We start from the raw sequence: 21,727 nt of genomic DNA, 5'->3' as shown, positions 1-21,727 counted from the left end.
GTGTCGCACCTCGACCCAATTATTGCAAATCGGTAGATTGCCATCATCCAGATAGCGGCTTAAAGCTGGCCAACGCTTCAGAGTGTAATTGATGGCCTTGGCGGTGGGAGAACTCGATGGCACTGTCAGATGATGTTGGTTGAGCCATTCATATAGTTGTTGCATCACTGGTTGACTATGCTGTTGTCGGTATTCGCGGCGGTCTTCCGCTGTACCATCGGTCTTTTTCCTGAGCTCTGCTTCTATCGCATACAGTTTCTGAATCAGCACTAATGCCTGTTCAGCGACCTGACTTTTCCCAGTTACATGCAGTTCATGGAATTTACGACGTGCATGCGCCATGCAGCCCACCTCAATGACATCGCCTGATTTAAAGCGTGCTTTATAACCACTGTAATCATCACAGACTAGATAGCCCTGCCAGCCTTTCAAGAACTCTTCAGCATGCTGGCCTGAACGACTATCCTGAAAGTCATAGATCACCGCCTGAACTGGATTGTACTGTGTAGTGGCATAGGCCCAGACATAACCTTTCTTCGGTTTTTTATTATTCTCACCCATCCGCATGATGGTGACCGGTGTTTCATCTGCATGCAGCACCTGCTGTTGTAGTACCACCTCTTTTAAGGCATTGGCCAGAGGTTCCAGTTCTACACCGCAGCGACCTATCCAGTCAGATAAAGTTGATCTAGAAAGTTCGATTCCCGCCCGCTGATAGATCAGACATTGACGGTACAGCGGCAAATGATCGGCATACTTCGATACCAGCACATGGCTGAGCAATTCAGGTGAAGCAATGCCTTTATCAATCACATAGGCGGGCATCGCTTGCTGAGTCAGAGTGTCACACTGATCACAGACCCATTTACCACGCACATGCTGTTCCTTATAGAACTGTGCCGGTCTGAAATGCAGTTTTTCACTGACATCTTCGCCGATACGACGGAGTTGGCAGCCACAAGCACATTGGGTTGATGCAGGTTCATGCTCAATACGGATGGTGTGTAGATGATCTGGCAGTGGTCGACGTTTAGGTTTATTGGTTTTGGCTTTCTGTGTCGCTGCATTAGTTTTATCTGCATTTAGCCGTTCCAGTTCTAGATCAACCGCGGCAATATCTTCTTCAACCGCTTCATCCCACAGATGGATTTGTTTTGCCGTTAAGTGTTCATTCTTTTGGGCGAATTTGTGCTTTTTAAACAGCGCCAGTTCATGCTCGTATTTTTGATTGAGAATAGAAAGATGTTGAACTTTAGAATCTAATTGCTGGTTTGATTGTGCTAGAGACTGATGCTGCATCGCCAACTGCCGGGTAAATTCCAGCAGTTGTTCATGGGTCAGTTGGCTTAAGTCAGGCAGCGTATTCATGACCGCAGTATGCCTGAGGTCATGAAGAGAATGAAATAGAACGTTTGGAGAATAGCAGAATAGCCGAGCTTGGTTTAGAGCATTGTTACCACTTGCTGTCGTCCAATGCGCTGCCAGGGCAAACCCTGGATTAATGCCTGTAACTGTTCCGGGTTGAGGACCACGGTTTCACCTTGGTGAACTTGAGCCCAGTGGAATTTTCCCTGTTCCAGCCGCCTGGCACACAGCCAGATGCCCAGTCCATCATGTACCAGCACTTTCATACGATGACCACGTTTATTACAGAACAGGTAGGCGCAATGCGGTTTGATGTAGCCAAAGGCTCTCACCACCTGAGCCATGGTCGTATCCATACCTGCACGCATGTCCATGGGCTGGGTAGAGAGCCAAATTTCATTGATACGGATCATGTTGCCAGTGCCTTGAGTAATTCTGCCAAGGCAGGTATTTCTGATGTCTGCCATTTTAGCTGAATATCATTATTCGTATGAGGCACGGTGATACACAACGTGATCCTCTCATCAATAGGTTGGCTGATTGCAGCAGTGTAAGGCAAAGCAATAAATGCTGGATTCACATGAGTAGGATCCTGCACGGCACCATCATGATGGCTGAAGATCCTGATCCAACGACTGACAAGGTTGGCATTAATACTATGTTGCAGTGCGACCGAAGCGATCGAGGTATTAGGATTTTTGCAGGCATTGACAATACTGAATTTGAATTCTTTGCTGTATGTTCTGCGTTTTTTAGCAACAGGAGGTGTTGCTGAATATATATCCATGTTCATAGATTAAGTCCCCACTTGTTTTTAGGTGGGAACTAAATTAAGGCTTATAGGATCGCTTGGTAAGGCTGTGTTAGCTGGATGCTTACTTTCTTTTACCTTAATAACGTATTTTTTTAACGGCAGCATACCTTTTGAAACACCACCAAATTATTTATGTTCCACCAGCACATATACTTCCCTATCGAAAAATCTGATAAGAATTGATTATTTTGATACAAAACCTGAAAACTGGGAGTGCTTATATGGACATATATAATATTTCCGGATAAATATAAAACTACTCCACAAGAAGAAAGGCAGAATTTAATCTCAGTCCGAAGTAACAGTACTCTCAAAGACCAAATGTAAAGAAGCATACTTAAGAAAATAAATTTCAATAATGCATGAGGATGTAATTAGTTTCAGGGTGCTAAGAAAGTGTAGCAACTTGCTACACTTTTTCGCTTTTTTGAATCAGCTGTTTTAAGAAATCTTCTAATTGTAAGAGACTGGCTTCGTCAATTTCCGAGATATTCAGAGAAACCTTAAGCTGTTTTTGATTCAGTTTGATATTCCCCGCAATCTTACCGGCATATTCAATTTTTCTGACCACGGATGTTGTGGTCAGTTTTTCTGGATTCTGACTCAATAGTTTTTCAGCATAAGTAGTAACTTTGCTTTGCTCGAGTTTTTTGTCTTTTAATTTTTCCCAAGCTCCGAGTAAGGCCACTTCGGCTTCAGAGAGTTGTTCAAGATGATCCGATAGAAATTTTTTGAATGCAGTTGCAGCAGTACGGCCTAGCAAGCCTGGTTCCACATCAAGGTCATTTAAAATTGCTTGCGGCAGTTTTTCGTATGCTAAATACTTGTACATATCTTCGCGATTTAAACCCAGTGAATTGGCTAAACGTTGCTTGTTTTTCTTTAATTTCTCATCAAGTGAGTTCAGGCCAATAAAAATCTCATAATCTGTCAGATCCTGACGCTTTAAATTCTCTGCCAGGGTTAACAAAGATGCTTCTACATTATTTGCATCAATTATAATGGCTTCAATCACAGACTTTCCGAGTAATTGATGTGCCCGTAAGCGTCGCTCGCCTGCAATCAGTTCATATTTCAGATTATCCAGTTTACGCACTGTAATGGGCTGCAAAAGGCCGATTTCATTAATAGAATCCGCCAGTTCTTTTAACTGTGACTCTTCAAATATTTTACGCGGCTGGTTTGGACTTCGGCTGATATCCTCAATAGGGACATTACGTCTAAACTCTTTCGGCTCTTTAATATTGTCTTTCTGTGCTTGCTGATGTTTTTCTGTATTCTGTTTCAGTTTCTGAGCTAAAAGCTCTTTGGTGCTTGCCATAATGCTCTCAGGTTTTAATTTTCACTACAATTTCATTGGCAAGGCTTTCAAAAGCCTTACGTACTTTTGAATTTTTTTCTACTTTCAAAAGTGGTTGTTGCAGAATCGCTGCTTGATTGACTTTAGTACTTTGAGGAATTGTGGTTTCTAAAATTTTACCTACCTGTTTCAAGGCTTCATCCCGAATCAGCTTACAGACATTCTGACGTTCATCATGCTTAATTAGTAAAGCGCCTAAAAGCTCTAAATCTGGATTAATACGTTTGATTTTTTCAAGATGATTTAAAAGATCTGTTACCCCATACAATCCATATTGTGATCCTGATTCGATAGGGATAATGACATGTGTTGAAGATGCCAAGGCATTGCTTGTTAATAATTTAAGGCTAGGTGGACAGTCGATCAATATAAAATCATAAAGATCTTTTAATAGTTTTAACTTGATATTTAACTCTTCAGAAGGACGGGGAGCTTCTTCTTTTAGTTGATCTTCAGTTTTTCCTAAATTTAAGGAACCATAAATTAATGATACTTTTTCAAAGTTCGTTTCTTCTTGTAATGCATCTGCCAACAACGAAATATCGCCCACTAGTAATTCTGCTGTAGTGACAGCAATTTCGCTTGGATGTTGGATCCCAATGTGTAAACTTGCGTTTGCTTGAGGATCTAAATCAATGACTAAAACTTTGTAGCCAAGATTGGCAAGTTCTGAGGCTAGGTGTACAACAGTCGTTGTTTTGCCACATCCGCCTTTATGGTTAGCAACAGTAATAATTTTTGCAGACATGCGTGTCAGATGCTTCCTTATTTCAATGTTTAGTAATATAAATAACTTTCATTCATCTTACTATAGTTTTTAAATTTATAAATCCTATTTATTCAGCTGTAAAACAACTTAAAAAATAAATTTTTAACTAAGCTAGCTTAATTAAAAATTAGAATAATTAGTTATTTAGCTAATTAATAATTAGGATCATATTTTTATTATATAAAACAAGTGCTTGTAACTTTAAAAGTGGAAGGTTTGTCACTATAAAGTGGAAGGTTTGTCACTATAAAGTGGAAGGTCTGTCACCGTAAAGTGGAAGGTCTGTCACTATAAAGTGGAAGGTTTGTCACTATAAAGTGGAAGGTCTGTCACTAGGGTGGAAGGTTTGTCACTACTATTTTTATAACTGCTATTTTTATTTAAAAATAATTTAAAAAACAAATATTTAAGCTGTTAATAAAGTCTCATAACTAAGCTTTAAAGGTGGAAAGATTGTCACTGTATCTTCTTAACCTGTGGATAATCTGTTTTTATTGGATATTTCCTGATGATTATATGTGCAGTTATACCTTTTAAATCTAACAAAAAGGTGGAAGCCTTGTCACATCAGGGTTTTTATCTGACTTAACCTAACTAGACCTGAATGAAAAAAGTAAAAATAGACCTTCTGAACTGTAATTTCGAGACTAAAGGTGGAAGGTCTGTCATCATGGGGTGGAAAGATTATAATTAATTCCACTTTAAGTGCAGGAAATCGGCTAAAATGCTTCTTTTTGATGACAAACTTTCCACTTTTAGAATATTGTGGTGAAAGTCTTGAAAGTTTTTCCACTTTTGTATATAAAAACTAAGTTAAATTATAAATATCACGGTTATGACAGAATCTGAACCATTGCAAGAAGAATCGAATTATATTCCTTACTGTATAGGCAACATTCGCCATAATGGCGTTGTCAGTACCAGTAACCGTTTAATTCGCCCAATCGAATTATCAGCCAATGAATATAAGGCACTTTTATATGCAATGGCGGTTGCGAATTATAGTGAGAAAAATAGGGTAGATGGTGAAATTACCGAACAAACTTATATTTATTTGTATAAGGATGATTTGGCAGATTTACTAGGATTAAATAAACGTAATTCAATTAATGTTGCAATAGATCGGATTTATAAAGAGCTTTCATCCCGGGTAGCTCATTTTATTATTGAGGAGCCAGCTGATAATGGTAAGAGAAAGACTAAAAAAGTACATTCTGTCGTTCCCATTATCCGTGAGTTAAGATGGGAAGATGATTCTAAAAATGCGATTCAGATTCGTTTTACCAGTGAGGTGTTGCCGTATTTCACTCAACTGGCTGGGGGTAATTTTACTACCTATCAGCTAAAACATCTTTTTGCCCTAGATTCTGTTGCCAGTATGAGTCTTTATACTTATTTCATTAAAAACGAATTTAAGTACGCCAATCAAAAGAGTTATGAAGTGCCATTACTTTTAGAAAACTTGAAAGCACTGATTGATATTAATGAAACCAAATATGATCGCTGGGTAGATTTTAGACGCTATGTATTAGACAAAATAGTGGCAGAAATTAACGAAAATACAGATCTACAGTTAGAGTATGAAACCGTTAAGAAAGGCCGTCCAATTGTAGGTGTGAATTTTAAACTGCATCATCGGATTGCTGATAAGGCACTGGATGAATTTGCAGTGATTGAAAAAATCTATCTTGATGTTCCATTTGAAGACAATGCATCCGTAAAAGAATTAGGGGCTAAATTCGATATGAATGTACGTTCTTGGTATATTTTTAATAATGATGAAAATTATCAGCAGTTCAAGAAGTGGTTTAAAAAAGTAGGATGCCTCACTGACTCTCAAGCAAATATTGTCATTAATGACACTTTATTCCAAATGGATTTTGCTGAAATTGGTATGGGGTTGAATGACTTTAAACGAAATATGAAGCATAAACTTAAAAGTAATCCGGAATTCGTCCATAGTATTCGTGAAAGACTGAATGATATTTTTGGTAAAGAGTTGATCTAGCGAAAAGTGTAGCAACTTGCTACACTTTTTAGATATATGTTCGTAAAGAATACAAGTGGTAAGGACCTTAGGATAAAAACGACTCTGTTGCATAAAGTGTGAAAATTGAGACTGAACCGTACCGGGTTTGTCGGAGACCAACTTTCTTGAGAGAATGTTCCAATGACAAAACCAAAATATACCCCTGAAATCAGAGAAAGAGCGGTTCAATTATTGATTGAATCTGAAAAAGATTATCCTTCTACTTGGGCTGCAATCACAGCTATTGCACCTAAGATTGGTTGTACTCCTGAAACATTGCGTGTTTGGTATTTAAAGCATATGGATCAACTAAATCCTGCCAAAGTACAACAGATATCTGACCAAGAAAAAATGAAGCAAATGGAACGTGAAATTAAAGAATTAAAACGTGCCAATGAAATTCTACGTAAAGCAGCCGCTTTTTTCGCCCAGGCGGAGCTCGACCGCCCACACAAATAATGGTGGATTTTATCCAGAACAATAAAGATCGATATGGTGTTGAAGCGATTTGTAGAATTTTACCGATTGCAGCTTCGACCTATTATCGGGCTTTAGATCTCGTTGATAACCCAGAACATCGAGCGAAACGTGCTCTGCATGATTTATATCATGCAGAGCAAATCAAACGTATTTGGAAAGAAAGTTTAGGTCGATATGGTGTGCGTAAGGTCTGGCAACAATTGAAACGTGAAGGTTATGTTATCGCACGTTGTACAGTTGCTCGATTGATGCAGAAGCTAGGTATACAAGGTGTTTGGCGTGGTAAGAATAAACAAACCACCCGTAGCCGAGATGATCAAAAACGAGCAGATGACTTAGTAAAACGCAATTTTAATGCAGATCATCCTGACCCTTGCGAAGCAATGCTTCTCAGGTCGCTGACTTCACGTATATTCAAACTCATTCAGGCTGGGTCTATACCGCCTTTATTATTGATGTGTTCTCGCGAGCAATTGTTGGATGGAAAGTATCAACACGTATGAATACAGATATGGTGCTCGATGCACTGGAGCAAGCATTGCATGATCGAGGCATGCCAAAGAACGTGATTCATCATAGTGACAGAGGCGTGCAATATCTTTCCATTCGTTATACCAATCGTTTAGAAGCAGCAAATTTACGAGCATCAGTCGGTACGACCGGTGATTCATACGATAATGCTTTGGCTGAAACGGTGAATGGCTTATACAAAACAGAGGTGATTGAATATTTAAAAGCGGATTGGCAAGGTTTAGCAGATGTACAACTTGCGACACTAAACTGGGTAGATTGGTTCAATAAAGAGCGTGTACACAGTGCACTGGGTGGCTTTGTTGCATAAATATGTAAGCATCTGATTTAAATAGATTTAATTTTAGATCAAAAAATAATCAAAACTTTTAAAATCATATAGTTATGAAATCTTTGTGCAACAAAGCCGTTGCAGGTGGAAAACAACACAGCGCTGGTGAGTTATTTTACGAACCGACCATTATTGCCGATGTAACTGCAGAGATGGATGTTGCAACTCAAGAAACTTTTGGACCATTAGCTGCAATTTTTAAGTTCGAAACTGAGCAACAAGCAATTGAGATGGCCAATGCCACAGAATTTGGTTTAGCTGCTTACTGCTACACACAAGATTTAGGTCGTGCGTGGCGCATGAGTGAACAACTCGAGTACGGTATGGTTGGAATTAATAAAGGCTTGATTTCAAATGAGGTTGCACCGTTTGGTGGAATTAAACAGTCAGGTTTAGGGCGCGAAGGCTCAAAATATGGCATTGAAGATTATCTCGAAATCAAATACACCTTATTTGGAGGATTAGGCTAATGAGTAATGAAAAATTTGAAAAAGGTTTAGCGATTCGTAAACAGGTGCTTGGCGAAGCTTATGTCAATAATTCGATCAACAATGCTGATGATTTTAACTTACCTTTACAGGAACTGGTCACGGAGTATTGTTGGGGGGCGGTCTGGGGACGTGAAGAACTGAGCAAACCTGAACGTAGTCTAATTAATCTGGCTATGATATCAGCCTTAAACCGTCCGCATGAATTGAAGCTACATGTTAAAGGAGCTTTACGTAATGGCGTGCCTAAAGACAAAATTCGAGAAGTACTCTTGCAAGTAGCAATTTACTGTGGCGTGCCAGCTGCTGTAGATAGTTTCCGTATTGCAAAAGAAGCAATTTTAGAATATGAACAGGAAAATATTTAAAAATTTTACCAATCAAAGGTTAAAATTATAACCGCATTATTAAATGCGGTTATTCTATTTGCGATTGAAACCTATGAATACTTTCAGCATAAGAAATATTGACAATTAAAGTGAGTAAATCATTACCATATATCAAAATTAATGAAAATTTTGCCACTTGATATCAATTTAACATAATCAATGTTATACGAAGTACAGCAACAACATTTGTAACTCCAAAATAGAAATGTCCGGTTTCTCCAAAGTAAAGAATACTCGCTTTTGCGATTATCGAAGCGTACGGTTTGATATGTTGGTGTTTATGTCGGATAAAGAACTTAAACGATTGTCGGTCTTGCAAGAAATCTGTGATCAACGCATCACCCAATCTCAGGCTGCTCAGCTACTTCACATTTCAGAACGCCAGATCAGACGCTTACTGAAAAAATATAAAGCTCAAGGTCCATCTGCATCAGCTCCTACTGCACATGGTCAAACCTGTAATTCCAAGCTCCTTTTAGACTCAAGTGGCTGAATCTAGTGCATGAAAAGCTGACCAGCATTCATGGATTCAATATTTTAACGAAAACACCGCATTCTTGGATGATTGCAGCTGACTTATTAACGGCTCATATCATGATTAATTTGAAGGACATGCTGATAAATGTAGTCTGCTAATGTTTATTGACGATGTTGCCTCAAACTATAGCAGCCGGTGAGATCAACTCACATGACTTGTTATTCCCATGTAGAAATATACTGGCTAACAAGCAAATAGAAAGATAATTAATATTATTTTATTAAAATAGGTATATAATAAGAATATTTAATATATTTTACTATTTTAATAAAGTTATGAGTAAATATTGTACCATTCAAATTTATCAGGATGACCAGTGGCTTGACTGTGCAATTGTTGAGTTGATGGGTGAAAATGAGCATGGTTGGCAAACACCAACTCGTACTTCATATTTATTTGAATATGCAATTTCTTATATGGACTTACATGATGGCCATGCACTCGCCTATCATTTTCCTGTGAATGTACAAAATAAAATTAATGAAACTTGGCCTGCTTTCTTAATGGATTTACTTCCACAGGGCTATGGTCGTAAAGAATTATTAAGACAACTAAATTACAGTGAAAATGCACAAGAACAAGCAGATTGGGCACTTTTAAAAGCTGGAGCTGGCAACCCGATTGGACATTTACGTATTAAAGAAGCTCATGAGTGGCTGCAAAGGAGCTTTCCGACTGATCAAAATATAGGCTTTAGCCTAAGTGAGATTATAGAACGAAAAGAGCACTTCATTGAATCGCTCGCCTCTTATGGCTTATTCATTGCCGGCTCTTCAGGTGTTCAAGGTGAATGGCCAAAGCTACTCCTCTCCCAAGGACATGATGACCTATTTTATTTAGATCACACACTTGCAGATCATCAGGTAAAAAAACATTGGTTAGTGAAGTTCAGTCGTGGTAGTGACGAAAGCCTGAATAAAATTTTAACTAATGAAGCACACTATATGAAAATTGCTCATTATTTGGGTTTACGCGTACATGAGGAATTACAATTACATGGTAAAACCCTGTTTATTCCAAGATTTGATCGCTACGTACAGGATGGAAAAGTCCAGCGTATTGCACAGGAAAGTCTTGCATCTCTAAGTGGAAAAGCTGGTTTTGGTATTAGGATGACTCATAATCAAATCTGTGAATTACTCACACAGTGTTGTAGTCATCCGAAAGAGGAGATCTTCGAATATCTTAAACGTGATTTGGCCAATGTTGCCTTAGGCAATAAAGATAATCATAGCCGCAATACAGCGATACAACGCTTGAATAATGGCATTATACAACTGACTCCACTCTACGATTTTGCACCGATGTGGTTACATCCTGATGGTATCGCACGAACGACTCGTTGGGAAAAAGATGATCATGGTGGTATGCCAATTTGGCGTTCAGTGATTGAACAAGTCACAGCGAAAACTGGTATTGAACATCATGAAATTCAGGCAGAGTTAGTCAAGCAATTACCCCTCTATCGAGGATTGATGGCCGAAATGAACAAATTGCAGATCTCTCAGGAGATTTTGCAAAATAGTCAGTACCGGATTGAAAATATATGCCAGCAGATTCAGGAGTTAGCACGTGGATAAGCGCTATAAACCTATGACGGCAATTGAGCAGTTAAGAAAGCGCCAAGAAATATTGGAGACGATTAATCAAAATCCTGACTGGCCATTTTACAAGGTTGCTCGTTATATCCGAACTGAGCTTCATTTGACTTTAAATGAAATGGCTAAAATCACAAAAATAGCACCCCAAACTTTGCAAAAAATGGAACAGCCCAATAGTAATCCGACTTTGGAATCTATGATGAAACTCCTAAGCACCTTTGGTTTAAAGATTGTTATTAGATATTGAGTTAAAAGTTATTAATTCAAAGGTAAGCATCCGGCTAACACAGCCTTACCAAGCGATCCTATAAGCCTTAATTTAGTTCCCACCTAAAAACAAGTGGGGACTTAATCCATGAACATGGATATATATTCAGCAACACCTCCTGTTGCTAAAAAACGGTAAGCGTCCGCTGAACACACCTTCTGAATTCATCCTATAAGCCTTAATTTAGTCCCCACTTAGAAACAAGTGGGGACTTAAATTTATGACTACAAATAATCAGACATCCATCGCATCTCTTGCGAAAAAACGAAGAACATACAGTGCTGAATTTAAACAGCAGATCGTTCAGGCTTGTAAAGCGTAAGCGTCCGCTGAACCCCATGCCTATTTTTTAATTTGAGTTGGATTTCCAGCGATGTGGCAGTAATTCTTCTATTTGGGTCGCTTTATGCGTCGGCAGCCTTTTCAGCACATCACTTAAATAGGCATACGGATCCAAGCCATTCAGCTTTGCTGACTGGATTAAAGTCATGATGTTTGCCGCTCGCTGACCACTGCGCAGCGAACCTGCAAACAGCCAGTTCTTGCGCCCTAAGGCCCAAGGTCGCATAAACCCTATTTACTCCAACGTGTAAACGCAGCTCATCCTGAATGGATTCCTGCTGTTGTGCTCTACCAGGAAATTTTAGGGTTGGGATATCCAGGAAAGATCAGGATCTTGAGGGAATATCTTGCAACATTAAAACCAGTTGCTCAACCGGAACCGATCATTCGTTTTGAAACCCAACCTGGCCAACAAATGCAAGTGGATTTCACCACGATTCGACGTAACAACACGACTTTAAAAGCTTTTGTCGCAACATTAGGGTATTCCAGAGCGACTTTCGTGAAATTTTATGATCATGAACGTACGGATGCATGGATCGATGGTCTAGAAAATGCATTTCAGTTTTTTGCAGGAGTACCTCAAGAAATCCTGTTTGATAACGCTAAAACGATCATGATTGAACGGGATGCCTATCAGGAGGGGCAGCATAAATGGAACCCCAAACTGCTCGACTGCGCCAAGAAATACAGCTTTCGTCCTCGCGTATGTAAGCCCTACCGTGCACAGACCAAAGGCAAAGTTGAACGCTTTAATGGATACCTCAAATCAAGCTTTATTGTGCCATTGAAAGCAAGCCTGAAGACTTCGGGTTTACTGTTAGATGTTGATGTCGCCAATGCCCACATTGGCCGGTGGCTGCATGAAACCGCCAATCAGCGGATTCATGCCACCACGCAAGAAAAACCGGCTGTTCGACTGCAACAGGAGCAGCAAAAATTTACGCCATTACCGCAATCAGATACAGGTTCTAGCACTGTACCTGTTGCAGCAGCACAGCATGTCATGCCCTACGAGAGTTTGCAGCATCCCTTATCGGTATATGACCAGTTGCTGGGAGTTTCCTGATGAATCTGCAATACGACCGTATAGAGCAGCTTTGCCAAAAGCTCAATCTGCCTGCCATCGCATCACAATGGTCACATCATGCACAACAAACATTAGGTCAAGATGGAAGTTATGCCGACTTTGTTGAAGCGATCTTGACGCATGAATATGCTGCCAAGCAACAGCGCAGTCAGCAGGTACTGATGAAACTCTCAGGCCTGCCTCAAGTCAAAACCCTGGAAGACTATGATTTTAATTATGCCCTAGGGGCCCCTAAATCACAGGTGATTGAACTGTTCAATCTGAGCTTTATTGCTAGAGCAGAAAATGTGGTGTTTCTGGGGGCTAGCGGAGTAGGAAAAACGCACTTATCTATGGCATTAGGCTATAAGGCCATCATGAACAACATTAAGATCAAGTTCATTACCGCAGCGGATTTAATGCTGCAACTGAGTACAGCCTATCAGCAAGGTAAATTGAAAACCTATATGCAGCGTGCGGTACTGGGACCAAAGTTACTGATTATCGATGAAATTGGTTATTTACCGTTTGGACGTGAAGAAGCGAATCTGTTCTTTAACGTGATTGCCAAGCGTTATGAAAAAGGCAGTACGATATTGACGAGTAACTTACCCTTTAGCCAATGGTCTAAGTCATTTGCGGATGATGTTACGTTGACCGCTGCGATGTTAGATCGGTTGCTGCATCACTGTCATGTGGTACAAATATCGGGTGAGAGTTATCGTTTAAAGGATAAAAAAAGAATTGGGATTCAGCCTCAGGTTGAAACTTAATACGAGATCAAAGGGGTCAATTTTACTTTGCCATTTGTAAGGTAAAAGGGGTCAATTTTAGAATGCCGTTGACAACATAACCTAGTGCACTATGTACACGCTCTTTATTGAACCAATCTACCCAATTTAGTGTCGCAAGTTGTACATCTGCTAAACCTTGCCAATCTGCTTTTAGATATTCAATCACCTCTGTTTTGTATAAGCCATTCACTGTTTCAGCCAAAGCATTATCGTATGAATCACCAGTCGTACCGACTGGAATTTTAAAAATTACCCAAGATAATCCTCCCTTAAAATGGGCATATATACCACTGCAGGATTTCACAATAAATTCTGATATTGATTGGAGTAAATCTATTGCTGAGATTGACCAACAACTTTATCAAAAATATAATTTGACACAGGATGAGATTGACTTCATTGAAAATAGAGCTAAAGCAATGGACTAGTCCAATTGTATAAAACTTAAGTACCCATTGAGGTAGCTTTTTTATTTAACATAAAATCTCTTATTCGAAATTCGACTATAAGCCCAACTTGATGTTGGGCTTTTTTAATACTTAAGCACTAAAAATGTTACTTTTTTGTTTAAAACTTATTTTATTTACTTTCAACAACTTAAACCAAAATATGCAACAGCATGCAACTTTTTTTTAAAAGTGCTTTTTTAAACTAAAAAATGAGTGCTACTTCTAGCAAAGATTTTTATTAAAAATCAGTGTTTTAAGTACCATTTTGCTACAGCTTTGATTTGAAAAAAAGAATCTAACTCTATAATTCAATTGGATTTATGGCATCCCGGAGGGGGCGTATGGTGTGTAAAAAAATCGGGCGTCTTTTTTCCCGATTTTAGGCGTCCCTCCCAAGGGAAAGTCTCCTGATAATTCAGCACACATCAAATTCCTTGAGGATTAAAAACCTGATGGATTATCAGCTAATTTTTGATTATCTGTCATTGGATGTATTCTCAAATATCCCAAGTTTTTAGAAAAAGCTTCTAGATTCTATATTTAGTTTAAGTGCTGAAAACAGTGTGATTATTTCACCATGAAAACAATTTAGAAACACTATGTTAGATGTTTTGTTGTAGGGAATACCCCTACAACATTAAGCTATTCTTTAAATATTCTGCTCGATATATTTGTGGTGGTCTAGAACACTACACATCATTTCATATTCTAGAGTTGGGAATTTAAGATTTGCATCACTTAGAACATACTTCCAATCCAACTGATCTTTAAACTTTTCAACTAATTCAATAGACCATGGTAAAGATTTATTATCAACAAGCCCCCCATGATATTTAATTATGCATCCTCCCCCAAAAAAGGTTTTCCCACCCCAAAATAATCTATCTTTAAATTTCTGAATTAACTCAATAGACCATGGTAAAGCTTCATTATACGAAAGATGTTCCCAATCCCACTTATCTATATACTTTTGAATTAACTCAATTGACCATGGTAAAGCCCCATTATCAGTAAGGCCTTTTATATACATAGAAGATGGTAAACCCTTTATCCAAACACTCCCTCCAAAAAATAGTTTATCTTCATATTTTTCAATTAACTCAATTGACCATGGCAAGGCTTCATTACATGAAAGCCTCCCCCAATCCCATTTATCTTCATATTTTCTAATTAATTCAATTGACCATGGTAAGGCTTCATTACATGAAAGCCTCCCCCAATCCCATTTATATTCATATTTTCTAATTAGATCATTAGACCATGGTAAGGCTTCATTACATGAAAGCCTCCCCCAATCCCAATCATCCTCATATTTTTCAATTAGCTCATTAGACCATGGTAAATTTTCGTTTCGAGAAAGATAAATCCAATCCAATTTATATTTAAATTCTTCTATTAGCTCAATAGACCACACAAAAAGATCACTAAAAATAAATCTATTAAGCGTCTGTGTGTTCCAAATGATTTGATCTTGCAACCCATAAAGAAGCTCAATTGACCATGGCAGGGCTTCATTACATGAAAGCCTCTCCCAATGCCATTTATCTTCATATTTTCTAATTAATTCAATTGACCATGGCAAGGCTTCATTACCTGAAAGATTATACCAGTCCCACCGATCTTCATATTTTCTAATTAGATCATTAGACCATGGTAAGGCTTCATTATACGAAAGACAGTCCCAATCCCATTGATTTTTAAATTTTTCAATTAAATCTATCGACCATGGTAATGATTCATTAGATGAAAGATTCTCCCAATCCCATTGATCTTTATACTTTTCAATTAAATCTATCGACCATGGTATTGATTCACTATATGAAAGATATTCCCAATAAATTTTATCTTTGCACTTTTCAATTAATTCTGTAGTCCAAATTTCTTCTCTAACCCCATCAACAACATCCCAGTTCCATTTATCTTTATATTTTTCAATTAAATCTACCGACCATGGTAATGAGTCATTTTCTGCAAGAATATTCCAATCCCATTGATCTTTATACTTTTCAATTAATTCAATTGACCATGGTAATGATTCATTTTGTGAAAGCCTACGCCATTCCAACTTATCTTTATACTTTTCAATAAACTCGACAGACCACTGTAAAACTTCATTGCTTGATACTGCCGAGGCGGGCAATCTTTTCTTGTATTTTTCAATAAACTCAATAGACCATGGTAATGATTCATTTTGTGAAAGCTGTATCCAATTCCACTGAGCTTCATATTTTTCAATTAATTCATTAGTCCAATCTATCTGAGTATTTTTAGAAAAGTATGTATATACATATTCACTCTCAATGAACTTAAGTATATTTACGAATCTACTGGCATCATCTTCTTGAATTAAATTTAAGAGTAAAGAGGTTTGTTTTCTGCTTCTTTGGATCTGAGTTTGATTCAAAACACTAAGGGCGATCTCATTCTTACTCATAATTTTCTCCCTTTTTTAAATTATCTAAAGCAGCAAGCCAATATAACAATTCACTTTCAAGTCTTTCTCTTTTGCTTTTGAAAAATGCAATCCACTTTTCTTCATTCTCACCAATGCTCTGCATTGCAACCACTACATCATCTTGCTTTAAGTTCTTAAGAATATTTAAGTTGCTTTCAATTTTATATTTGATTTCCATTATTGCTGAACGCAAAAGTTCATTTTCTTTTAAGATACTTGCTTTCGTATGCGTAAAATTACCTTTCTGCAAGTTAGCGTAAATGATTTTTACTTGTGCTATATCATTATTGTCATAAGCATCTTTCAGTTTTATAAATATTTCACTAGCTTCTTCTTTTTGAGCTTCTGGTACTTTATCTGGATGACAAATGTTACAAGCCTTTTTAAACATAAGCTTTAACTCTTTTTCTGACATTTCATCCAGACTATCTACAATAGTTTGTCGTATTTCTTCATATTCTTCTGAATAATCCGTGAAGTCTTGCTCTGCTTGTTCTGCTTCCTCTTTTTTTGAATTAGCAGTTTCCTTATTATTATCTTTTTCGTCTGAAAGATATTTGTGATATTCAGCTTTAGCTCGTAAAATTTCCTTTGTTATATCGCCTAATATTTCAAACTGTCTGCGATTAAATAATATTAAATTACGCTCAATATCAGACTGTTCATTAGTTATTGCTTCAAGTCGGAGTTCGAGAATTTTTAATTCAAATTTTAATTCTAGAATTTCGTTATCTTCACTTACTATCACTGCTGTAAAATTTTTAAGATAGTTAGCGATCTCCTCAACAGCTTGCTGATATTCTCCTTGTTCTAGACAACGACATATCCCCCCTAAAGAGTATGTTTGAATAACAGGTTTTAATTTACCTACTTGTACTGCTATATTTTCAACTTCATCAAGTAAAATACTATTTTTGATTATTTCTAATCTTGTTTTTACTGCATTTGGTGATATAGCGATCTCAAAGCTAGATGAAGATGGATTAAGTAGTTTTTCAAAAATATCTAAATAATCCTGACAAATTTGAACATTCCCCTCAATCACGGTAATGTTTTCTTCATTTTTTCGTGCTTGGTTTGTCCAATTGTAAGAGCCAGTGATCACCACACTTCCATCAATCACACAAAATTTGTGATGCATCTTATTAAATTTTTCAACGTCTAAAAATTCAACCTGACAACCATAGTTCTTTAACCTAATAAAGTTAAGCTTGCCTTGACCACAATTTATTTGATCATTGATTAATATTATTTTTATATCTATACCTTGTTGTGCTTTCTTACACAATTCATTAAATAACTCTGGATCTGTAAACCAAGCAACAGCAACTCGTATTTCTTTTTCAGCAGAGCGCAAATTGGCAATAATAATTTTATGTATATCTTCAAAATATGCCTTAACCCTCAAGAAACCACCTCTTTTTAAATATCTATATTAATCACCAATAAGATGCTTATTTTGCTATGTATCACTACTCAATACTAGGAAAAACTCTCACACAACCCAATTTACGAGCATCAGTCGGTACTACTGGTGATTCATACGATAATGCTTTGGCTGAAACAGTGAATGGCTTATACAAAACAGAGGTGATTGAATATCTAAAAGCAGATTGGCAAGGTTTAGCAGATGTACAACTTGCGACACTAAACTGGGTAGATTGGTTCAATAAAAAGCGTGTACACAGTGCACTGGGTTATGTATCGCCTTTTGAGTTTGAAGCAATGTACTATGATAAGATTAACCCGTTAGGTCAGGTGGCCTAACTTAAATAAAAAAGTCTCCGACAAACCCGGTACGGTTCAGTTCAGATAAGCAGGTGCTGTCTTTTAAATCTTTGTGCAACAAAGCCCTAGCGGAGTAGGAAAAACGCACTTATCTATGGCATTAGGCTATAAGGCCATCATGAACAACATTAAGATCAAGTTCATTACCGCCGCCGATCTCATGCTGCAACTGAGTACAGCCTATCAGCAAGGTAAATTGAAAACCTATATGCAGCGTGCGGTACTGGGACCAAAGTTACTGATTATCGATGAAATTGGTTATTTACCGTTTGGACGTGAAGAAGCGAATCTGTTCTTTAACGTGATTGCCAAGCGTTATGAAAAAGGCAGTACGATATTGACGAGTAACTTACCCTTTAGCCAGTGGTCTAAGTCATTTGCGGATGATGTTACGTTGACCGCTGCGATGTTAGATCGGTTGCTGCATCACTGTCATGTGGTACAAATATCGGGTGAGAGTTATCGTTTGAAGGATAAAAAAAGAATTGGGATTCAGCCCCAGGTTGAAATTTAATACGAGATCAAAGGGGTCAATTTTACTTTGCCATTTGAAAGGTAAAAGGGGTCAATTTTAGAATGCCGTTGACATGGTCAACGCATCTACCACATTGATGATCTTAAAGAAGCCATTTCCTTGTATGTTATGGATGCGGTTAGCAGACTGAGAGATGATAATTTGTTGTGTGGTTGTCTGATTGGTTTCGTTCAATCAAACCCATTTGATAGCTCAAAGCCCTTCTACAACAAGTCTTTATCATTAGCTTTACCAGAACCTACCGACAACTTATTAGTGCTCTCTAAACTCGCTACAACGATGATTGATGGCCTGTATGCAAAGGATATAGCATTCAAGAAATGCGGCGTGATTCTGACGTGTCTCGAACCAAAGGAAAACCATGTGTATGACATGTTCACTGATATGAAACACATCGAAGTCAGCAATGCCTTGATGGATTCCCTTGAAGCGATTCATCTTAAGTATGGCAAAACCAAGATTGCCTTGGGCGCGAGTTTAATGCCGAACAGAACATGGAATATGTCACGAGATCGGCTAACACAGAACTACTTTAAGTGGGATCAACTGCTAACAATTAAAGATTAATCCTTAAAGCTTTCATTCAATGCTTGTTGTACTGCATCAATGCGTTGCTTACAGTTTTTATAAGCTGCCATGGATTCTTCAACAACTTTCATCAGGTTATCAATGTCCGGCTCCTCTTGAGACTCTAGAAGCTCAGCATTCTTCTTTAAGATGTCATAGCCTTCTTTAAATGTTAGTTGTTGTTCACTCATTTGGTTTCACCTGTAAAACTTGTGTATTGATTAAACCATCATGTAATTGAATCGCCAAAGTTTGATCCTTGGCTTGATGAATGGATGTTATAGCCTTCCCTCCACTACGAACGATGGCATAACCTCTAGCCAATACATTTGTAGGGTTTTGGATCAGCGTCATTCGCATCAGCGTTTCCACATTAAGCGTTGCTCGTTTCAATTGTTGCTGAGCAAAGTAATGGACATTCGTCTTCACTTGGTCAGCTTGTTTGCTGGCTTGATTAAGTTGTGCCTGAGCCATAGATTTGGTGATTTGCATTAACTGATCATTTTGGCTTTGGTACGCTTGGATCTGCTGCTGAGAGTACAGTTGGATGGATTGAATGAAAACCTTGACCTCATCTACACGTTCAGCAATATGGTTTCTAATACCGCCAATCACTTTACTTGGTGTATCAAAAGATCGATGTGCAATTTCATCGAGAATGGTCTTATCTCGTTCATGTCCAATACCAACCCAAATAGGTACTGATCGTTTGCAAAGCAAAGCAGCTAGATCGTAATCATTCAAGTAAGCCAAATCATTGACAGCACCACCACCACGAATGATGACAATCAAGTCAGGAGGTGTTTTGTATTCATTGGCCCACTGTCTTAATCCTTGGCTTAAAGAAGCAATTATACTTGCTGCTGCTGTATTACCTTGAAATGTTGCTGAGTGATAGATGAATTCACAGACCCCTGCTTTATACAGAATATCAGCATCCTTTCTAAAGTCTCCTAATCCTGCAGCTTGTTCAGGTGCAATGACGAGAACCTTGTTCATGTCAAATGGTGTAGGGAGTTTCTTATTCTTGTCAATCAAGCCATCTTCTGTGAGTTGCTTTACGATCTGTTGGTAACGTCTCGCAAGATCACCGAGCGTAAAGCTTGAATCAATGTCTTCAATGTTTACTGAGAACCCATATTGTGGGCTAAAGCTGGCTTTGACTTTAATCAGAATATTCAGGTCCTTTGACAGCTCCATTCCACTTTCGTTCTGAAACTTGTACAGAAGCTTAGCTGCAGTGGACTTCCAAATGGTTCCTTTACAAGATGCAATGACTTTATCAGTGCCCTCTTCTTTTTCAGCAAGTTCTAGGTAGCAGTGACCACTCTTGGTGTTCAGGCTTCTAATTTCAGCTTTAACCCATACAGGATCACCAAAGGCAATCTTTACGATCTCTTGAACTGTTTCGAGGTATTCACTGAGGGAAAGCTGTTGATCAGGCATACTTAGTTTTTATGAATTGTAATTGTCAAAGACTATAGAAAGTTTGGCTTATAGGCAAACACCTATAGGTTATGATAATAATGCCACTTCATGTATCGCAAGTCATGCCGGTTAGGACCAAAAAAGTGGCTAACATTTCAACTAAAGGTCTTCAATGGCTACTCGAATCCTGCCTTGTTGTGCACGAGATTCGACAAGCTGATTCAGCCCTGCATCTTCTCCTCGGTTCATTACTCGATACACAGTAGCTACCCCACAACCAACAGCTTTCGCAATTTCCTGCTTAGTCATGTTATTTGTAGCAAGCAACTCCTTGATTCTTTTGTGCTTGGCTTCATTTGGTTTCTTACCTGATGGTTTGTACCCTGAACGCTCTAAGCCTTGCTTGATCCTTTCTATACGTTTCTCGTTATCCAAACGAGCCATAGTAGCAAGTAGATCAATCAGCATATTGTTGATGAGATCTAGTATCGAACTTGTAATACTGTCATTGGTTTGGATTAGTTGATGAGTAGTCGGAAGGTCAGCAACAACTAAGCGAAGCCCCTTCTCTTGGATTCTACGCTTAAGCTCTTGGAAGTCTGCTTGGCTTAGACGGGACAGATGATCAACGCTTTCTACCAATAACGTGTCGCCTTGGTTTGCTTCTGTGAGCAACCTGTTTAGTTCAGGACGATCCAACTTCGTCCCTGAGAAATTCTCAATATAGGTAACCGATTCACCTAACTTGAGCCTTTGGTTTAAGTCATCTAATTGGTTTAGTGCTCTCTGTGCATCTTGATCTTTGGTTGAAGCTCTTAAGTAGATTCTAGTCGTCATGGTTTATCATTTGAGATAATTGAATATACTACAATGATATAGCTATCATTAAATCAACATAACAACTCTAATGATATTTCGTTGTAACTAACTGTTTCCTTATCATTCGGGTATACTCTTTTGATAAAAAAAGCATAACTAAAAGCCATGCCTTGGGAATTCGTATAACGTGTATTATGTTAATTTTCTCTGTACACGACAAATTTCACAGAACCCTTATCCTATCAGGATTCTGCTTTCTTAAAATTGCCAAAATTTCCTTAAACTCTTCTTTTTTCCCAAAACCAATTAAACGCTGAATCGCCATTTGAACATAGTCTAAACCATAGCGAAATAAACTCATTGAGAGTCGTCCATGCTTCTTTATTTTTATGGCACTGTTGCAAATAGAGATTTGAGTCGATGATGTTCCCTTTAAAAAGTACTTAGAGACCGAAAACCCTGTTGATTAGACACACTTCACCCTGAGGCTGACCATAATAAAATGACGATGCTTGTCC

General features: G+C 38.1%; 13 protein-coding genes, 13 pseudogenes and 1 other annotated feature. Of the genes and pseudogenes, 12 read left to right on the top strand and 14 right to left on the bottom strand.

From position 1 onward, the window contains the following. Positions 1-9: 9 nt before the first annotated feature. From FTV31_RS12210 to FTV31_RS12190, 5 genes and pseudogenes are all read right to left on the bottom strand, one after another. A pseudogene (locus FTV31_RS12210) lies at positions 10-1,368 on the bottom strand (IS66-like element ISAba25 family transposase); the annotation flags it as partial. A 74-nt stretch (positions 1,369-1,442) separates the two neighbouring features. After that, positions 1,443-1,778, bottom strand: coding sequence for an IS66 family insertion sequence element accessory protein TnpB (tnpB, locus tag FTV31_RS12205; protein ID WP_179990954.1), 336 nt, complete (start codon positions 1,776-1,778; stop codon positions 1,443-1,445). Beyond that, on the bottom strand, positions 1,775-2,158 hold the full coding sequence (locus FTV31_RS12200; RefSeq protein WP_179990955.1) for a transposase: 384 nt from the start codon (positions 2,156-2,158) through the stop codon (positions 1,775-1,777). Before FTV31_RS12200 ends, tnpB begins: the two co-directional genes overlap by 4 nt. 430 nt (positions 2,159-2,588) lie before the next feature. Continuing rightward, complete coding sequence (locus tag FTV31_RS12195) at positions 2,589-3,500, bottom strand: ParB/RepB/Spo0J family partition protein (RefSeq protein WP_119879449.1); 912 nt, start codon at positions 3,498-3,500, stop codon at positions 2,589-2,591. Between the two features lie 7 nt (positions 3,501-3,507). Then, on the bottom strand, positions 3,508-4,287 hold the full coding sequence (locus FTV31_RS12190; RefSeq protein ID WP_179990956.1) for a ParA family protein: 780 nt from the start codon (positions 4,285-4,287) through the stop codon (positions 3,508-3,510). A gap of 856 nt (positions 4,288-5,143) precedes the next feature. On the opposite strand from FTV31_RS12190, the gene FTV31_RS12185 reads away from it, so the two are divergent. The 7 genes and pseudogenes from FTV31_RS12185 to FTV31_RS12155 all read left to right on the top strand — a co-directional run bounded on the left by FTV31_RS12185 (position 5,144) and on the right by FTV31_RS12155 (position 10,942). Continuing rightward, positions 5,144-6,316 (top strand): replication initiation protein, encoded by a 1,173-nt coding sequence (locus FTV31_RS12185; RefSeq protein WP_127800989.1) that lies wholly within the window; start codon positions 5,144-5,146, stop codon positions 6,314-6,316. A gap of 162 nt (positions 6,317-6,478) precedes the next feature. Beyond that, a pseudogene (locus FTV31_RS12180) lies at positions 6,479-7,643 on the top strand (IS3 family transposase); the annotation flags it as partial. Then, positions 6,754-6,870: a sequence feature (AL1L pseudoknot), on the top strand. (Overlaps the previous pseudogene by 117 nt.) 107 nt (positions 7,644-7,750) lie before the next feature. Next, positions 7,751-8,149 (top strand): annotated as a pseudogene (locus FTV31_RS12175) (aldehyde dehydrogenase family protein); the annotation flags it as partial. Next, positions 8,149-8,535, top strand: a complete 387-nt coding sequence (locus FTV31_RS12170) for a carboxymuconolactone decarboxylase family protein (protein WP_177155611.1) — start codon at positions 8,149-8,151, stop codon at positions 8,533-8,535. The pseudogene FTV31_RS12175 and the gene FTV31_RS12170, both read left to right, overlap by 1 nt. Positions 8,536-8,836: 301 nt before the next feature. Continuing rightward, positions 8,837-9,155: pseudogene (locus FTV31_RS12165) on the top strand (helix-turn-helix domain-containing protein); the annotation flags it as partial. Positions 9,156-9,369: 214 nt separating this feature from the next. Beyond that, positions 9,370-10,674, top strand: coding sequence for a type II toxin-antitoxin system HipA family toxin (locus FTV31_RS12160; RefSeq protein WP_180004308.1), 1,305 nt, complete (start codon positions 9,370-9,372; stop codon positions 10,672-10,674). Next, positions 10,667-10,942 carry a helix-turn-helix domain-containing protein gene (locus FTV31_RS12155; protein WP_016658816.1) on the top strand — a complete coding sequence of 92 codons (276 nt, stop codon included), beginning with the start codon at positions 10,667-10,669 and terminating at the stop codon, positions 10,940-10,942. The genes FTV31_RS12160 and FTV31_RS12155 overlap by 8 nt, the downstream gene beginning before the upstream one ends. Positions 10,943-11,312: 370 nt before the next feature. On the opposite strand, the pseudogene FTV31_RS12145 reads toward FTV31_RS12155, so the two are convergent. Next, positions 11,313-11,531: pseudogene (locus FTV31_RS12145) on the bottom strand (IS66 family transposase); the annotation flags it as partial. Between FTV31_RS12145 and istA the strand changes: the two are divergent. Further along, positions 11,529-12,374, top strand: a pseudogene (gene istA / locus FTV31_RS12140) (IS21-like element ISAba8 family transposase); the annotation flags it as partial. The pseudogenes FTV31_RS12145 and istA sit on opposite strands and share 3 nt — an antisense overlap. After that, the gene (gene istB, locus FTV31_RS12135; RefSeq protein ID WP_180004306.1) at positions 12,374-13,147 is read left to right on the top strand and encodes an IS21-like element ISAba8 family helper ATPase IstB; all 774 of its coding nucleotides are present in this window, start codon (positions 12,374-12,376) and stop codon (positions 13,145-13,147) included. The pseudogene istA and the gene istB (FTV31_RS12135), both read left to right, overlap by 1 nt. Before the next feature lie 22 nt (positions 13,148-13,169). On the opposite strand, the pseudogene FTV31_RS12130 reads toward istB (FTV31_RS12135), so the two are convergent. The 3 genes and pseudogenes from FTV31_RS12130 to FTV31_RS12120 all read right to left on the bottom strand — a co-directional run. Beyond that, a pseudogene (locus tag FTV31_RS12130) lies at positions 13,170-13,403 on the bottom strand (integrase core domain-containing protein); the annotation flags it as partial. Between the two features lie 863 nt (positions 13,404-14,266). Beyond that, positions 14,267-16,051: a hypothetical protein gene (locus FTV31_RS12125; RefSeq protein WP_180004305.1), complete on the bottom strand. Its 1,785-nt coding sequence runs from the start codon at positions 16,049-16,051 to the stop codon at positions 14,267-14,269. Beyond that, entirely contained in the window at positions 16,044-17,480 is a 1,437-nt protein-coding gene (locus tag FTV31_RS12120) for a phospholipase D-like domain-containing protein (protein WP_174763292.1), read from the bottom strand. The genes FTV31_RS12125 and FTV31_RS12120 overlap by 8 nt, the downstream gene beginning before the upstream one ends. 86 nt (positions 17,481-17,566) lie before the next feature. Between FTV31_RS12120 and FTV31_RS12115 the strand changes: the two are divergent. The 3 pseudogenes from FTV31_RS12115 to FTV31_RS12105 all read left to right on the top strand — a co-directional run. Next, positions 17,567-17,839, top strand: a pseudogene (locus FTV31_RS12115) (integrase core domain-containing protein); the annotation flags it as partial. Positions 17,840-17,924: 85 nt separating this feature from the next. Further along, a pseudogene (gene istB / locus FTV31_RS12110) lies at positions 17,925-18,374 on the top strand (IS21-like element ISAba8 family helper ATPase IstB); the annotation flags it as partial. Between the two features lie 75 nt (positions 18,375-18,449). Next, positions 18,450-18,962 (top strand): annotated as a pseudogene (locus FTV31_RS12105) (DUF4113 domain-containing protein); the annotation flags it as partial. Here the strand turns inward: FTV31_RS12105 and xseB are convergent. The 5 genes and pseudogenes from xseB to FTV31_RS12080 form a co-directional block, all read right to left on the bottom strand. Further along, positions 18,959-19,153, bottom strand: coding sequence for an exodeoxyribonuclease VII small subunit (gene xseB, locus FTV31_RS12100; protein ID WP_004644823.1), 195 nt, complete (start codon positions 19,151-19,153; stop codon positions 18,959-18,961). The pseudogene FTV31_RS12105 and the gene xseB overlap by 4 nt on opposite strands. Continuing rightward, on the bottom strand, positions 19,146-20,408 hold the full coding sequence (xseA, locus tag FTV31_RS12095; RefSeq protein WP_180004301.1) for an exodeoxyribonuclease VII large subunit: 1,263 nt from the start codon (positions 20,406-20,408) through the stop codon (positions 19,146-19,148). Before xseA ends, xseB begins: the two co-directional genes overlap by 8 nt. Positions 20,409-20,639: 231 nt before the next feature. Then, positions 20,640-21,227: pseudogene (locus tag FTV31_RS12090) on the bottom strand (recombinase family protein); the annotation flags it as partial. Positions 21,228-21,432: 205 nt separating this feature from the next. Next, positions 21,433-21,603, bottom strand: a pseudogene (locus tag FTV31_RS12085) (IS4 family transposase); the annotation flags it as partial. 49 nt (positions 21,604-21,652) lie between these two features. Then, positions 21,653-21,727 (bottom strand): annotated as a pseudogene (locus FTV31_RS12080) (IS6 family transposase); the annotation flags it as partial.

It is taken from the genome of Acinetobacter sp. YH16031 (assembly GCF_013417335.1).
Lineage (GTDB): Bacteria > Pseudomonadota > Gammaproteobacteria > Pseudomonadales > Moraxellaceae > Acinetobacter.
The sequence above is the reverse complement of the archived record's forward strand: the minus strand, read 5'-3'. Positions and strand labels throughout refer to the sequence as shown.

Bases quoted from the DNA above. Each gene is read 5' to 3' on its own strand.
- FTV31_RS12160 (WP_180004308.1), top strand. From the start codon at position 9,370: ATGAGTAAATATTGTACCATTCAAATTTATCAGGATGACCAGTGGCTT.
- FTV31_RS12170 (WP_177155611.1), top strand. From the start codon at position 8,149: ATGAGTAATGAAAAATTTGAAAAAGGTTTAGCGATTCGTAAACAGGTG.
- istB (WP_180004306.1), top strand. From the start codon at position 12,374: ATGAATCTGCAATACGACCGTATAGAGCAGCTTTGCCAAAAGCTCAAT.
- FTV31_RS12185 (WP_127800989.1), top strand. From the start codon at position 5,144: ATGACAGAATCTGAACCATTGCAAGAAGAATCGAATTATATTCCTTAC.
- FTV31_RS12125 (WP_180004305.1), bottom strand. From the start codon at position 16,051: ATGAGTAAGAATGAGATCGCCCTTAGTGTTTTGAATCAAACTCAGATC.
- xseA (WP_180004301.1), bottom strand. From the start codon at position 20,408: ATGCCTGATCAACAGCTTTCCCTCAGTGAATACCTCGAAACAGTTCAA.
- xseB (WP_004644823.1), bottom strand. From the start codon at position 19,153: ATGAGTGAACAACAACTAACATTTAAAGAAGGCTATGACATCTTAAAG.
- FTV31_RS12190 (WP_179990956.1), bottom strand. From the start codon at position 4,287: ATGTCTGCAAAAATTATTACTGTTGCTAACCATAAAGGCGGATGTGGC.
- FTV31_RS12195 (WP_119879449.1), bottom strand. From the start codon at position 3,500: ATGGCAAGCACCAAAGAGCTTTTAGCTCAGAAACTGAAACAGAATACA.
- tnpB (WP_179990954.1), bottom strand. From the start codon at position 1,778: ATGATCCGTATCAATGAAATTTGGCTCTCTACCCAGCCCATGGACATG.
- FTV31_RS12200 (WP_179990955.1), bottom strand. From the start codon at position 2,158: ATGAACATGGATATATATTCAGCAACACCTCCTGTTGCTAAAAAACGC.